The organism is Brevundimonas sp. TWP3-1-2b1, from assembly GCF_049896165.1.
GTDB classification, from domain to species: domain Bacteria; phylum Pseudomonadota; class Alphaproteobacteria; order Caulobacterales; family Caulobacteraceae; genus Brevundimonas; species Brevundimonas subvibrioides_B.
In genome coordinates, this window is sequence record NZ_JAFCTT010000002.1 from 196,020 (window position 1) to 209,160 (window position 13,141).

Sequence of the window (13,141 nt, forward strand, 5' to 3'; positions counted from 1 at the left end):
ACGTCCCGGCCGTACCGGCCTCCGTTAATCGAAGGTCCGTCGACAAAATTCTGTAATCGGTTACATCGCACACTGGTAATGGGGCCCGCAAGTGCCGTAGTTTGGCCACACCAGACTTTCTGATCAGCGTCGGGCCTGCGGCAACGGTTCCGGCCTCTCCCTCCCCCACCGGCTCGCCTTCCGAACGAAAGCCTTCCAATGAGTGCCAACTATCAGTTTCCCGCGGGCTTTCTGTGGGGCGCAGCCACGGCCGCCTATCAGATCGAAGGCTCGTCCATGGCGGACGGCGCGGGCGAATCCATCTGGGACCGGTTCTGCCACATTCCGGGCAATATGAAGGACGGCGACACGGGCGACGTGGCCTGCGACCACTACAATCGCTGGCGCGAGGACGTCGAACTGATGAAGCGGCTGGGTCTGAAGGCCTACCGATTCTCGGTCAGCTGGAGCCGGGTCATGCCGGACGGCACGGGGCGGCTGAACGAGGCGGGTCTGCAGTTCTACGACAATCTGATCGACGCCCTGATCGAGGCGGGGATCGAGCCGCTCGTCACCCTCTATCACTGGGATCTGCCGGCGGCGCTGGACGACCGGGGCGGCTGGCTGAACCCCGACATCGCCGACTGGTTCGCCGACTACGGCCAGGTCCTGTTCGAACGGTTCAAGGGTCGGGTGAAGACCTGGGGCACGATCAACGAGCCCTGGGTCATCGTCGACGGCGGCTATCTTCACGGGGCCCTGGCCCCCGGCCACCGGTCCCACTACGAGGCCGTGATCGCCGGCCACAATGTCCTGCGCGCCCACGGCGCCGCCGTTCGCCGCTTCCGCGAGATTGGCGAGGGCCGGATCGGCATCGTCCTCAACATCGAGCCGAAATATCCGGCCAGCGACAGGCCGGAGGACGAGGCCGCCCGCAAGCGCGCCGAGGCCCAGATGAACCGCTGGTTCCTCGACCCCCTGATGGGCCGCGGCTATCCGGCGGAGCTGCACGAGGTTTACGGCGACGCCATGCGCGACTTCCCGGCCGAGGACTTCGACCTGATCGCGACACCGACGGACTGGATGGGCCTCAACTGGTACACCCGCGCGGTGCCCGAGAACGCGCCAGACGCCTGGCCCGTCCGCGCCCGGCCGGTGAAACAGGTCCAGCACGCCCATACCGAGACCGGCTGGGAGGTCTATCCCCCGGCCTTCACCGACACCCTGGTCTGGCTGCATGAGCAGACCGGCGGCCTGCCCCTGATGGTCACCGAGAACGGCTCGGCCTGGTACGATCCGCCCCACGCCATCGACGGTCGCATCCAGGATCCGATGCGGGTCGACTATCTGAAGACCCACCTGAAGGCGGTCCACGACGCCATCGGCAGGGGTGTGAAGCTGGAGGGCTATATGGCCTGGTCGCTGCTCGACAATCTGGAATGGTCGCTCGGCTATTCGAAGCGGTTCGGCATCACCCACGTCAACTTCCTGACCCAGGAGCGGACGATCAAGGACAGCGGCCTGCTCTACGCCGAGGTAATTCGAACCAACGGGGCCTGCCTCTAGAGCATGATCGTTTCTGGTGGACCCGCTTCGCGGGTCCGACATGAAGCGTGAATCATGCTCTCGCTAGGATCTGGAGCCTGATTCACGGCATCAGCGGAATCGCGAAGCGATTCCTCCTCCGCCGATCAGGCTCTAGGGTCGGACCCGCCCGTAGAACCGGTCGATCAGGTCCAGCCGTTCACCGAACGGGACCGCCTTGGCCGCCGGTCCGTCGTTGGTGAACTCCAGCAGCCGGTCCGGCGCGGCGCCGAACTCCGGCCAGGCCAGCCGGTCGCCGCCGTTCGGGTCGCCGGCCCTGGCGAACGTGGTCCAGTAGCCGGCCATGGCGGTCGCCGCCCGGTGGTCGCGCCCGCCCATCGGCCTCCCGACGGTGTCCAGATTGTCGAAGGCATAGGGCCGCTCTGACGCATGGGTCGCCCCGCCGCTGGGCTCCGGGTTGGAGTCCGGCACCACGTCGAAACGGTAGAGGTAGGCCGCGTGTCCGGCCCGCGCATGCAGTCGCGCCAGATGCCGCGCCGGCTCGTTGAAAATCAGGTCGCTGACCACATGGGCGTCGTACCCGTCCTGCCCGCCGTAGGCCGCCAGCAGGGCGTCGTACTCGGCGTCGGTCATCGCATCGTCGGTGCGGCCATAGGCGCCGGCGTCCGCAGGGCGGATCCACCAGAACTCGGCGCTGTTGGTCCCGATGATCAGGGGCACGGGCGCCTGGCGTCCGGCGGCGAAGGCATCGACCACGTCCTCGGGCACGACCTCGCCGTCGACGATCAGATTGTCACTGTAGAAGGCCGGCATGGGCGTCAGCAGACGCTCGGCCGGAAGCGCACGCAGGGCCTCCGCCGTCGCATCCGCGCCCAGCCCGGCCGACTGCGCGAAGGCGACGCCCAGCGACTGGGCCGAGGGCCGACCCGGCCGATCCTCGGCCAGCAACGCCGAGCGTTGCCGACCCAGCCCCGACTGCGCCACCGCACGGCTGAACAGGCCGCGCGCGGCGGGCGCGACCATCAGTTGGGTCACCGCCGCCCCGCCCGCCGACTCGCCGAAGATCGTCACCTGAGCCGGATCGCCCCCAAAGGCGGCGATGTTGTCGCGCACCCACTCCAGGGCCGCGATCTGGTCCATGACGCCATAGTTTCCGGCGGGCTGGTCCGCCGGCCGCTCGGCCGCGAGCGCCGGATGATCGAAGAAGCCCAGCCTCCCCAGCCGGTAGTTGATCGTCACCACCACGACGCCGCGCCGCGCCAGATTGGCGCCGTCGTAGAGCGCCGCGGTGCCCGAGCCGTTGTTGTACCCGCCACCGTGAATCCAGACCATCACGGGCAAGGTCCCTGCCCGCTCCGCCGGCGTCCACACGTTCAGGATCAGACAGTCCTCGCTCAATGGAGGCGGTCCGACGCCGGGATCGCCGTTGGCCGGGGCCTGGACGCAGATTGCTCCGACCGAGCCGGCATCACGGTCGCCCCCCCATGAGGCCGGCGCTTGGGGCGGCATCCACCGCAAGGCCCCGACCGGCGGGGCCGCGAACGGGATCCCCTTGAAGGAATCGACCTGGTCCGCCTGTCGGCCGATCAACCGCCCCTGCGCCACCTGCGCATCCGGGTGGGTCGGCGAAACGGGCACGAGGGTCATGAGGACAGCCAGGGCGAGACTGGTGAAGGACATGCGGTGATCCTAGCCACCCGGGCTCGCGACACAATCTTCACGGCGCCGGGAACCGTTCTCCGCGTCAGACGCTTGCACGGAGCGGGGAGACGCTACGCGTGCGGGCACTTGAACAGGCGACAGACCTTGCGGCGGCCTTCGAGGCGTCGACAAACCCCTACATGCTGCTGACGCCGGACCTGCGCTACGCCGGCATGAATGCCGCCTATCTGTCCGCGGTCGGCATGGCGCGGGAACAGCTGATCGGTCGCCCCATCTTCGATATCTTTGACGGCGGGCCGACTGCGGCCGGGGCGGAGAATGTCCGCCAGCTGCGGGCCTCTTTCGAAAAGGTGCTGACGACCGGCGAACGGGATCACCTGGCGCTGATCCACTACGCCATCCCGGTCACCGGCCCGGACGGCGTGGTCAGCCATGAGGATCGCTACTGGAGCGCCAGCCACACGCCGCTGCACGACGTCGAAGGCCGGATCGTGCTGATCCTCCAGCACACGTCCGACATCACCGAGCTGGAGCGGCTGCGGCGCGCACGGGACGACAGCCCGACCGTCAGCGCGCTGGACATGCTTCTGGGCGGCGGGGTCATGAACCGACCCCGTGCCGTTCAGGAGGACAATCGCCGCCTCGAGACCGAGCGTAACCGGCTCGTCGAGATGTTCATGCAGGCGCCCGGCTTCGTCGCCATCCTGTCCGGGCCCGACCATGTCTTCCAGATGCACAACGACGCCTATGCCCGCATCGTCGGGCGCAACCACATCGCCGGCAAGTCAATCCGGGAGGCCCTCCCCGACCTGGCCGGCCAGGGCTTCTACGAACGGCTCGATTCCGTCTTCGAGACCGGCGAACCCTATGAGGGAAAGGGCGTCGCCGTCACCTTCCGGCCCGAAGGCGCAGACCGCGAACTGACCCGCAACGTCGATTTCATCTATCAACCCGTCCGGAACCACCACGGGACGGTCGTCGGCATCTTTGTTCAGGGACACGACGTCACGGACGCCGTTGTCGCCGCCCAGCGCCAGCGGCTGATGATCGACGAATTGAATCACCGGGTGAAGAACACCCTCGCCACGATCCAGTCGATCGCCATCCAGACGGCCCGCTCCCATGAGGACCCCAGGACCTTCGCCGAGAGCTTCCAGGCGCGGTTGGTGAGCCTGTCGCACACCCACGACCTCCTGACCCGCAGCCACTGGGAGGGCGCCGAACTGCGCGACGTGCTGGAGCATGAGACCGCGGCCCATGGGACGACCCGAATCGTCCTGAACGGCCCGCCACTGGCGCTCGGTCCGGCAGCGGCGGTGTCGCTGGGTATGATCTTCCACGAACTGGCCACCAATGCCGCCAAGTACGGAGCCTTGTCAGACCCGGACGGCCGCGTGTTCGTCGACTGGACCGTTGCCAACCAGACCAGCCGTATCCTGAGAGTTATCTGGCGCGAGGCCGGCGGCCCACCTGTCTCCTCCCCGACGCGAAAGGGATTCGGCAGCCGGCTGATCGAAAGGAACGTCCGCCACGATCTGGCGGGCGACGTAAAACTCGGCTACGCAAGCGACGGTTTTATAGCGGAATTCTCGATTCCGCTTGATAGGGATACGTAACAGCATGGCTGAAGGTCTGACGGGGCGCCGTATCCTTGTGGTCGAGGACGAGTCCCTGGTCGCCATGCTGCTCGAGACCATCCTGGAAGACATGGGCGCAATCCCGGTCGGCGCCGTCGCGACGGTGGACGAGGCGCTGGATGTCGTGGCCAGCGATCCCTTGCTGGACGCCGCCCTGCTGGATGTGAACGTGGCCGGCCGCGAGGTCTTCCCGGTCGCCGAGGCGCTGAAGGCCAAGGGCATCCCGTTCGTCTTCTCCACCGGCTACGGACAAGGCGGCCTCCCCGACCACTGGCGCGGCCAGTCGACGATCCAGAAACCCTTCACCGAGGACGCGGTCAAGGCGGCCCTGTTCAAGGCCCTGGGCGTCGCCCTCGTCTGAGGTCCTTCAGCACGGCCTTCGCCGCGTTGTGTCCCGGCGCGCCGGTCACGCCTCCCCCCGGATGCGCCCCTGATCCGCACAGATAGAGGCCGGGCACGGGCATCCGGTGGTCGGCATGACCCAGCACCGGCCGGGCGCTGAACAGCTGGTCCAGCGTCAGCCTGCCGTGGAAGATATCCCCCCCGACCAGACCGAAGCGCCGCTCCAGATCGCGCGGCCCCAGCGCCAGCCGCCCCAGCACCGACGCCCTGAAACCGGGCGCATGGGCGTCGACCGTGTCGATCATCAGGTCCGCCACCGTCTCGCGGTGCTCGTCGCCCAGCGCCGGATCAACGTGTTGGCAGAACAGGCTGGCCACATGCTGTCCCGGCGGCGCAAGACTGTCGTCCAGGGTCGAGGGGATCAGCATCTCGACGATGGGCTGCCTGGACCAGCCGTGCAGCCGCGCCTCGGCATGAGCGCGGTCCATATAGGTCAGGCTGGGCGCGATGATGATGCCGGCCGTGTGGTGATCGCCGGGCTCCGGCAAGACCGTGAAGCGCGGCAATTCCGACAGGGCGACGTTCATGCGGAACGTGCCCGAGCCCGACGCATAGCGGCTCATCCGCTCGGTGAAATCCGCCGGGACGATGGCCGGATCGACCAGCCGGTCGAACAGCAGGCGCGGATGCAGGTTCGACACGACCGCCCGACCCCGCACCGTATCGCCTGCAGTCGTCACGGCTCCGACCGCCCTGCCCTTCCCGGTCAGGACCTCCGCCACCTCGGCGTCCAGCCGGATGTCCACGCCCTGTTCGCGGCACGCTGCAGCCATGGCCTGGGTGATCGCGCCCATGCCGCCAATGGCGTGGCCCCAGACGCCCTTGCGCCCGTTCACCTCGCCGAAGACATGGTGCAACAGGACATAGGCCGAGCCTGGCGTGTATGGGCTGGCGTAGTTGCCGACGATGCTGTCGAACCCGAACAGGGCCTTGATCGGATCGCTCTCGAACCAGCCGTCCAGCCAGTCGCCGGCCGACTTGGCGAACAGGTCCAGCACGTCGCGCCGCCCCGTCAGATCGAGTCCGCCCAGCCGTTTCGCCAGCGACGCCGACTTCAGCATCTCCGGCAGGGCCTCGAGCCAGCCTCCCGTCGGCAGATTGGGCGGAGTCTCCAGCACCAGCGCCCGCAGCACCGCGGCCACCGACTCCAGTCGCGCCTCGTACTCCGGCAACCGTTCCGCATCCCGCGCCGAGAACCGCGCCACCTGTCCCTGCGTCCGCCCCTCGCCCGCCGTGAAGTGGTCGCCGTCCAGCGGCAGGAAGTTCGACATCCGCCGTTCGACGACCTTCAGCCCGTGCCGGGCCAGATCCATCTCGGCGATAACCCTGGGGTTCAGCAGGCTGACCGTGTAGCTGGCCGTGGAGTTGCGGAAGCCGGGATGGAATTCCTCCGTCACCGCTGCCCCGCCGACGATGCCGCGCCGCTCCAGCACTGTGACCTTCAGCCCCGCCCGCGCCAGATAGAAGGCGCAGACCAGCCCGTTGTGGCCGCCGCCCAGGATGACGACATCGGTCTGGCTCACGGCCATCAGATACGGCCTCTCAGCGTCGCCCAGACGAGCCTCAGGCGCTTGATCGGCTCGGACGCATCCATGGCCAGGGCCGCATGGGCCACCGCCGGAAAGGCGACCGGCGGCAAGGTCTTCAGCGCACCGTTCGCGGCCGGTCTAAGCGCCGCCGCCTCGTCCCTGCGGCCCACCTGCAACAGACCCCGGACCCGCGCCGCGTCGGCCACGACGAGGTCATGCCCCGGCCCGGCCAGCAGGCGCACGGCCGTCTGCATGGTCCCGACATAGAAGGCGTCCAGATCGTGCGGCTTGCCGTGCACCCGGTCGATGTGAGCCTCGATCAGGGCGTCGAACGGCGCACGGTCCAGACTGTGGCGCGCCACCAGATCGGTCAGGGCCTCCAGCACCGGATGCCCCCGTCTGGCGGCGCCCGAGAACACCCCGTCCATCTGCTCGCGCCACCAGGCGTAGCGCATCTCGGCCAGCAGGGGCTGGGTCACCCGCGTCGGGATGCTCATCAGCTCGGCCTCGAAGGCGTAGAGGGCGATCAGGTCCGCGCGCGCCTGCGCGTCGCCGACGAACCGGCTGGACAGCCAGCGGTCGGGATCGGCCTTGCGGACCTGATCATCGAGACTGGAAGCCGCGTCAGCCAAACAGCGTCTGGTACATCGCCATGGAGGTCAGCATCGGCAGGCTGAGCAGCAGGTTGGTGCGGCTCGCCAGCATGGCCACGCGGGCAGCCTTCGCCTTCTTCTCGTCATCGACGACGACGATGCCCAGCGCCCGCTTCTGGTTCGGCCAGATGATGCCCCAGACGTTGAGGAACATGACGATGGCCAGCCAGACGCCGACCCCCATCAGGGCGAAGCCCTGATCGCCCTGGACCAGGCCGCCGGCGAAGCCGAAGCTCAACACTTCCATCGAATAGACGTGGCCCTTCAGCAGCATGACCGCGACACCCGCCAGCACGGTGAACAGGGCCGCCCAACGGAACCAGAACAGGGCTTCCGGCGCGATATATTTCGACACGGCCGGCTTCAGCTCGCCCGGGATGGTCGGCATGACGCGGATCTGGACGAAGTTGAAATAGTACAGCAGCCCGATCCACAGGATGCCGAAGCCGACGTGGAACCAGCGGGCCACCGCCTGCCAGAACTGCAAGGCGTCGACCTCCGCGATGCGGAAGAAGGCGAAGATCATCACCCCCGCCAGCACGAAGCTGAGGATCAGCGTGTTCCTGAAATTCGAAAGCAGATTGGCCATATGTTCGCTCCCCCGAGTCGGTGTTTGAGGGTCACTCTAGCCTGTCTCCTCCCTGTCGCGAAGCGATAGGGAGGAGGCTCGTAGCGAAGCGAAGAGGCGGAGGGGTTCTTGCCGCACGAAGAACCCCTCCGTCAGCTCGCAAGAACTCGCTGCCACCTCCCCATTCGCCAGGCGGCGAACAGGGAGGAGCCGATGTCTAAGGCCGCGAAGCCATGCCCAGCTTGATCGGCTTGGCGTCCTCGGCGATCTCGCCGCGCTTCACACCCCACAGCAGGATGATCGGCGCCCCGACGTAGATCGAGGAATAGGTGCCGACGACGATGCCGAACATCAGGGCGATCGAGAAGCCGAACAGGGCCTCGCCGCCGAAGAAGGCCAGGGCCGCCAGCACCATGACGGCCGTGATGCCGGTGATGATGGTTCGCGACAGGGTCTCGTTCAGCGACAGGTCGATCACCTCGCGCAGCGGCATGGTCTTGTACTTGCGCAGGTTCTCGCGAAGGCGGTCGAACACCACGACCGTGTCGTTCATCGAATAGCCGATGACTGTCAGGATGGCGGCGACCATGTTCAGGCTGAACTCCAGCTTGAACAGCACGATCAGGCCGAATGTCAGGATGACGTCGTGCAACAGGCCGGCCACGGCGCCGAAGCCGAACTGGGGCTCGAACCGGAACCAGATGTAGGCGAACATCAGCACGATGGCCGAGCCCAGGGCCAGGAGGCCGGAGGTGAACAGTTCGCCCGAGACCTTGGAGCCCACGACGCTGACTCCGGAGTAGGTCACCTCGCCGACCGCGCCGGTGATGGCGCCCTCGACCTGGTTCACGACGGCCGTCTGGTCACGACCTTCGGGGATCTGGAAGCGCAGGACGGCGGTCGAGCCGTCCTGGACGTTGGTGTCGCGCCGGGCGATGCCCTGCACGCCCACGTCACCGAGCTCCAGCTCGCCCACCGAACTCCGCACGGCCTCAAGGTCGATCGACTGACCGGCGGGCTTGGCGACTTCAAGCGAGGCGCCGCCCCGGAAGTCGATGCCCATGTTCAGGCCGGGATAGAAGCAGGACACGATCGCCGCCGTGCACAGTATGACCGACAGCACGGCCGCGTAGCGCGCGTATTTGACGAAGTGGAGGTTCGTCTTCTGCGGCAGGGTCCTGATAAGGGGCCACCAGGTCATCGGGCGGACTCCGCGATCGGAAGGGACTTGGGTTTGGCGATCTTCAGCCAGTAGGCGAGCAGGATCTGGGCCACCAGCACCGACGAGAAGACCGAAGTGAACACGCCGATGGTCAGGGTCCAGGCAAAGCCGCGCACCGGACCGGCGCCGAAGATGAACATGATCATCGCCGCCACCAGGGTGGTCAGGTTGGCGTCGATGATCGTGCCCATGGCCTTGTTGAAGCCGGCATCCATCGAGGCGATCACCGACCGTCCGGCCCGCGCCTCGTCACGCATGCGCTCGAAGATCAGCACGTTGGCGTCGACGGCGACCGCGAAGGTCAGGATCAGACCGGCGATGCCGGGCAGGGTCAGGGTCGCCTGGGTCAGGGACATGGCCGCCACGATCAGGATGCCGTTCAGGATCAGCCCCAGCACCGAGATGCCGCCGAACAGGAAGCCGTAGGCCAGCAGCATGAATGACACGATGATGATGAAGCCGATCATCGTCGACAACGCGCCGGCCTTGACGGCGTCGGCCCCAAGTTCGGCGGTCACGGTGCGGCGTTCCTCGACCGTCAGCGGGGCCGGAAGGGCGCCGCCATTAAGCAGGTTCACCAGTTCGGACGCCTCGGCGATCGAGAAATTGCCGGTGATCTGGCCCGTGCCGCCGGTAATGGGGCTCTGGATCGTCGGCGCCGAAATCACCTTGCCGTCCAGGATGATGGCGAAGGGCTTGCCGATATTGGCCGCGGTCGTCTCGCCGAACCGACGCGCGCCCTGGCCGTCGAAGCGGAAGTCGATCGCGGGGCGACCGCTCTGGTCGGCCCCGACGCCGGCGCGGGTCAGGTTCTCACCCGAAACCAGCACGCGCTTCTTGACCAGATAGGGCGTCACACCGTCCGAACCCATCAGAAGTTGGGCGTCCGGCGGCACGCGGCCGGCGACCGCGTCCTGCACCGAGTTTTCGGTATCGACCATCTGGAAGGTCAGCTGGGCCGTCTGGCCGATGACCCGTTCCAGGGCGGCGGGATCGCTCTCGCCGGGGGCCTGGACGACGATACGCTCGGCGCCCTGGCGGGTGATGGAGGGCTCGCGGGTGCCCAGGCTGTCGATGCGGCGGCGTACGACCTCGATGGACTGGTCCACCGCCGTCGCACCCATGCTGTTCAGCGTCGCCTCGGTGAAGGCCAGGCGGATGCGGTCGGGGCCGACACGCTGCACCTGACGCTCGGCCACGCCGCTGGCGTTCGTCGGGCCGACCAGAGCCTGCAGCGCCGTATAGCCGGCGTCCTGGCGGGTCGGATCGGACAGGGTGATGATCGCGCCACCCGCTTCACGCGAGATCTGGTTGGTGGCGATGCCCGCCTCGCGCAGCGAGACCCGGACGTCCTCGATCAGGTTGTCGACGCGCTTCGCCCGCATCGCGGCCACGTCGACTTCCAGCAGCAAATAGGATCCGCCCTGCAGGTCGAGACCCAGGTTCAGGGCGTTCTTCGGCAGCCAGCCCGGCAACGACTCGCGTTGAGCCGGAGACAGGGCGTTCGGGAAGGCCAGCAGCACGCCGAAGACGAGCGCAAACACGACCAGGATGATCTTCCAGCGCGACAGCTGAATCATGGACGGGGGTTCCGGTTCAGCGAGCCGAGGCTCACGCCTTGGAGTCGTTGGCGGCGATGGCGGTGCGGTTGCGCACCTCGGCGATCATGCCCTTGACCACCCGCACATTGACGCTGGGAGCGATCTCGACATTGACCTCGGCCTCTTCGACGCGGGTCACCTTGCCGATCAGGCCAGACGACAGGACGATGGTGTCGCCGCGCTTCACGGCGGCGATCAGGGCCTGATGTTCCTTCGCCCGCTTCTGCTGCGGACGGATAAGCAGGAAGTAGAACAGCACGAAGATCGCGACGAACGGCAGGAACTGCACGATCATGGCCATCAGGCCGCCTTCACCAGTGGGCGTCATTTGGTCGTTCCCCGGGGGATGAGGCAGCCGCTTCCGGGCGCCCGTTTAAAACAAGGCGCGGAACCTAGGGCCGAGACCCTGCGATTGCAACGCGGCGTGATGGTTCGGCGTCTCTACCGTGGCAAAACGGTCAACGGATCGATCGCCACCGGCTCGTCGCCCTGCATCCGCCGGGTCTCGAAATGGATCGAGGGACGGCCGTCGCCGGCGGTCAGGCCCACGGTGCCGATCTGCTGGCCCGCCCGAACGTCGGCGCCGTCGTCTATCGTCGTGGACCCCAGATGGCCGTAGACGGTGCGCCAGCCGTCGCGGTGCATGATCAGAACCGTCAGTCCCTGCCCGGGCAGGTCGTCGCCGACATAGGCCACGCGCCCGCCGGCCGCAGCGGTCACCGGTGCGCCTGCCGCCGCACCGATATTGATGCCGTTGTTGCGCTCGCCCAGACCCACCGGCCCGAACCGGCGCAGGACCTCGCCCCGAACCGGCCATTGCAGGCTTGTGGCTCCGGCGGGCGCGACCCCGGTCGAGCCGGTCGCATCCGGTTGTCGCGGCGGCGGCGGCGCGGCCGGATTTCCGGACGGCGGCGGAGGCGGCGGGGGAATCACCCCGTTCTCGGGCACCATGACCCCGACCGGAGCAGGCCCGGTCGCATAGGGATCAGGACCGGTGTCGAGCGCGCTGTCGGGCAGGATGACCGACTGGCCCACGGTGATCGCGCCGCGCGGCCCCAGGCCGTTCAGGTCGATCAGGTTCTGCACCGGCGTCTGGAACCGCCGCCCGACGCCGGAGATCGTGTCGCCCGGCTGGATGACATAGGCGGCGCCGGCGTTGACGCTCATCGGCGCGCTGGGCGTCACATAGGACGGCGAGGTCGCGGGCGGCGTATAGGCCGGGGGACTGTAGGCCGGCGGCGGATAGTTGTCTGACGACGAGGATGAAGGCGGCGGCAGCGCCCCGCCCTCGATCCGCTCGGTCGGCGCGGTCATCGGCGGCGGGGCCTCATAGACCGGCGGCTGGGGCTGGGCGCCGTAGGGATCGGCCGGGCGCACGCCGGGCGCGCCATAGCCTTCCATCGGTCGGGTCGAATAGCGCGGCGCCTCCGGATAGCTGGCGCAGGCCGTGGCCGCCATTCCGGCAAAGGCGATCGCCGCCGCCCTCATCCAGTTCGCCCCGACCCGATTGAAAAGACGCATCCGCCGCTCCCCGTTCACCCTGCCCGACATGCCCCGCCGGAGCGCACAAGCCAACCCGCCAAAGCGCGCGAAAGTGGGGCGGAGAGGTTAACGGGCGGGCGGCGGCCGCGTCCGTACATTAATGTTCACGCGTCGATTCAGTGGTTCTGCCACGCCATCGGCGGTCGGTCGGGCCAGCAGCGTCTCGCCGATACTGCGCTGCTGGATATCGTCCCACCGCACACCGAGCCGCACCAGCTCGCGTGCAACGGCGTCGACTCGTCGAGCGGCCAGGCGGGCGTTGGCGTCTGTAGACCCCAATGTGTCCGAGAAGCCTTCCAGCAGAAAGAGGGTGTTGCCGGGTTCATAGCCCACCACAAGATACTCAAGGTTCGGCTTCTGCGCCTCCGGAATTATCGCGCTGCCCAGCGGGAAATAGGGCCCCCAATAGTGCCAGAGGCCAGGCCCGCCCTCCTCCGCAAGAATCTCGAAGCAATGCCGATCACCGCTGGGCAAACCATCATAGGGCAGTTCCGCACTCCACAGGCTCCAACCCTGCGCCCGGGCGCGCCTCAGTTGGAGATCGACAATCCGGGGTGACGGCGGCTCACCCTGCCGACCGAGACTGGATCGACGGATGCGATAGTTGAGAAAGCCGTATCGCGACGCTGACGCGGCGGCCGCCACCTCGCGCATCGAGCGGAATCCTTCAGGTGTCAAACCACCGGATGCAGGATCAATGCAAACGGTCCACGTCTGTGCCCGCGCAGCCGGCGTCGCGCCGCACAAGAGACCGATCAACAGGGCGAAACGAAACCACATGGCGCGACTGTCCGCCATGCA

At 67.6% G+C, this 13,141-nt stretch carries 12 protein-coding genes; 3 read left to right on the plus strand and 9 right to left on the minus strand.

Annotated features, from left to right (window positions below; translation table 11 throughout):
- Positions 1-198 precede the first annotated feature (198 nt).
- Complete coding sequence (locus ACP7AB_RS02725; RefSeq protein ID WP_425987395.1) at positions 199-1,545, plus strand: GH1 family beta-glucosidase; 1,347 nt, start codon at positions 199-201, stop codon at positions 1,543-1,545.
- Positions 1,546-1,677: 132 nt separating this feature from the next.
- On the opposite strand, the gene ACP7AB_RS02730 is transcribed toward ACP7AB_RS02725, so the two are convergent.
- A complete protein-coding gene (locus ACP7AB_RS02730) occupies positions 1,678-3,204 on the minus strand; it encodes a carboxylesterase/lipase family protein (RefSeq protein ID WP_425987396.1) in 1,527 nt (508 codons plus the stop codon).
- Between the two features lie 98 nt (positions 3,205-3,302).
- Here ACP7AB_RS02730 and ACP7AB_RS02735 point away from each other — a divergent pair, with 98 nt between their 5' ends.
- Positions 3,303-4,802 carry an HWE histidine kinase domain-containing protein gene (locus ACP7AB_RS02735; RefSeq protein WP_425987397.1) on the plus strand — a complete coding sequence of 500 codons (1,500 nt, stop codon included), beginning with the start codon at positions 3,303-3,305 and terminating at the stop codon, positions 4,800-4,802.
- Positions 4,803-4,806: 4 nt separating this feature from the next.
- Positions 4,807-5,184: a response regulator gene (locus tag ACP7AB_RS02740; protein ID WP_303695458.1), complete on the plus strand. Its 378-nt coding sequence runs from the start codon at positions 4,807-4,809 to the stop codon at positions 5,182-5,184.
- Here the strand turns inward: ACP7AB_RS02740 and ACP7AB_RS02745 are convergent.
- From ACP7AB_RS02745 to ACP7AB_RS02780, 8 genes are all read right to left on the minus strand, one after another.
- Positions 5,156-6,754: a phytoene desaturase family protein gene (locus tag ACP7AB_RS02745; RefSeq protein ID WP_425987398.1), complete on the minus strand. Its 1,599-nt coding sequence runs from the start codon at positions 6,752-6,754 to the stop codon at positions 5,156-5,158. The genes ACP7AB_RS02740 and ACP7AB_RS02745 overlap by 29 nt on opposite strands.
- Entirely contained in the window at positions 6,754-7,386 is a 633-nt protein-coding gene (locus tag ACP7AB_RS02750; protein WP_425987399.1) for a squalene/phytoene synthase family protein, read from the minus strand. The genes ACP7AB_RS02745 and ACP7AB_RS02750 overlap by 1 nt, the downstream gene beginning before the upstream one ends.
- Positions 7,379-7,996 (minus strand): hypothetical protein, encoded by a 618-nt coding sequence (locus ACP7AB_RS02755; protein ID WP_425987400.1) that lies wholly within the window; start codon positions 7,994-7,996, stop codon positions 7,379-7,381. The genes ACP7AB_RS02750 and ACP7AB_RS02755 overlap by 8 nt, the downstream gene beginning before the upstream one ends.
- 196 nt (positions 7,997-8,192) lie before the next feature.
- Positions 8,193-9,176, minus strand: coding sequence for a protein translocase subunit SecF (gene secF / locus ACP7AB_RS02760; RefSeq protein ID WP_425987402.1), 984 nt, complete (start codon positions 9,174-9,176; stop codon positions 8,193-8,195).
- Positions 9,173-10,777 (minus strand): protein translocase subunit SecD, encoded by a 1,605-nt coding sequence (gene secD, locus ACP7AB_RS02765; RefSeq protein WP_425987403.1) that lies wholly within the window; start codon positions 10,775-10,777, stop codon positions 9,173-9,175. Before secD ends, secF begins: the two co-directional genes overlap by 4 nt.
- 31 nt (positions 10,778-10,808) lie before the next feature.
- Positions 10,809-11,126 carry a preprotein translocase subunit YajC gene (yajC, locus tag ACP7AB_RS02770; protein WP_303695452.1) on the minus strand — a complete coding sequence of 106 codons (318 nt, stop codon included), beginning with the start codon at positions 11,124-11,126 and terminating at the stop codon, positions 10,809-10,811.
- Between the two features lie 113 nt (positions 11,127-11,239).
- Entirely contained in the window at positions 11,240-12,319 is a 1,080-nt protein-coding gene (locus tag ACP7AB_RS02775) for a peptidoglycan DD-metalloendopeptidase family protein (protein ID WP_426046086.1), read from the minus strand.
- 87 nt (positions 12,320-12,406) lie between these two features.
- Complete coding sequence (locus ACP7AB_RS02780) at positions 12,407-13,138, minus strand: OmpA family protein (protein WP_425987407.1); 732 nt, start codon at positions 13,136-13,138, stop codon at positions 12,407-12,409.
- Between the last annotated feature and the right edge of the window lie 3 nt (positions 13,139-13,141).

What these genes read in the sequence shown, in the direction of transcription:
- ACP7AB_RS02725 (WP_425987395.1), top strand. Translation starts at nt 199, where the DNA reads ATGAGTGCCAACTATCAGTTTCCCGCGGGCTTTCTGTGGGGCGCAGCC.
- yajC (WP_303695452.1), bottom strand. Translation starts at nt 11,126, where the DNA reads ATGACGCCCACTGGTGAAGGCGGCCTGATGGCCATGATCGTGCAGTTC.
- ACP7AB_RS02780 (WP_425987407.1), bottom strand. Translation starts at nt 13,138, where the DNA reads ATGGCGGACAGTCGCGCCATGTGGTTTCGTTTCGCCCTGTTGATCGGT.
- ACP7AB_RS02740 (WP_303695458.1), top strand. Translation starts at nt 4,807, where the DNA reads ATGGCTGAAGGTCTGACGGGGCGCCGTATCCTTGTGGTCGAGGACGAG.
- ACP7AB_RS02730 (WP_425987396.1), bottom strand. Translation starts at nt 3,204, where the DNA reads ATGTCCTTCACCAGTCTCGCCCTGGCTGTCCTCATGACCCTCGTGCCC.
- ACP7AB_RS02775 (WP_426046086.1), bottom strand. Translation starts at nt 12,319, where the DNA reads ATGCGTCTTTTCAATCGGGTCGGGGCGAACTGGATGAGGGCGGCGGCG.
- ACP7AB_RS02745 (WP_425987398.1), bottom strand. Translation starts at nt 6,754, where the DNA reads ATGGCCGTGAGCCAGACCGATGTCGTCATCCTGGGCGGCGGCCACAAC.
- ACP7AB_RS02755 (WP_425987400.1), bottom strand. Translation starts at nt 7,996, where the DNA reads ATGGCCAATCTGCTTTCGAATTTCAGGAACACGCTGATCCTCAGCTTC.
- secF (WP_425987402.1), bottom strand. Translation starts at nt 9,176, where the DNA reads ATGACCTGGTGGCCCCTTATCAGGACCCTGCCGCAGAAGACGAACCTC.
- secD (WP_425987403.1), bottom strand. Translation starts at nt 10,777, where the DNA reads ATGATTCAGCTGTCGCGCTGGAAGATCATCCTGGTCGTGTTTGCGCTC.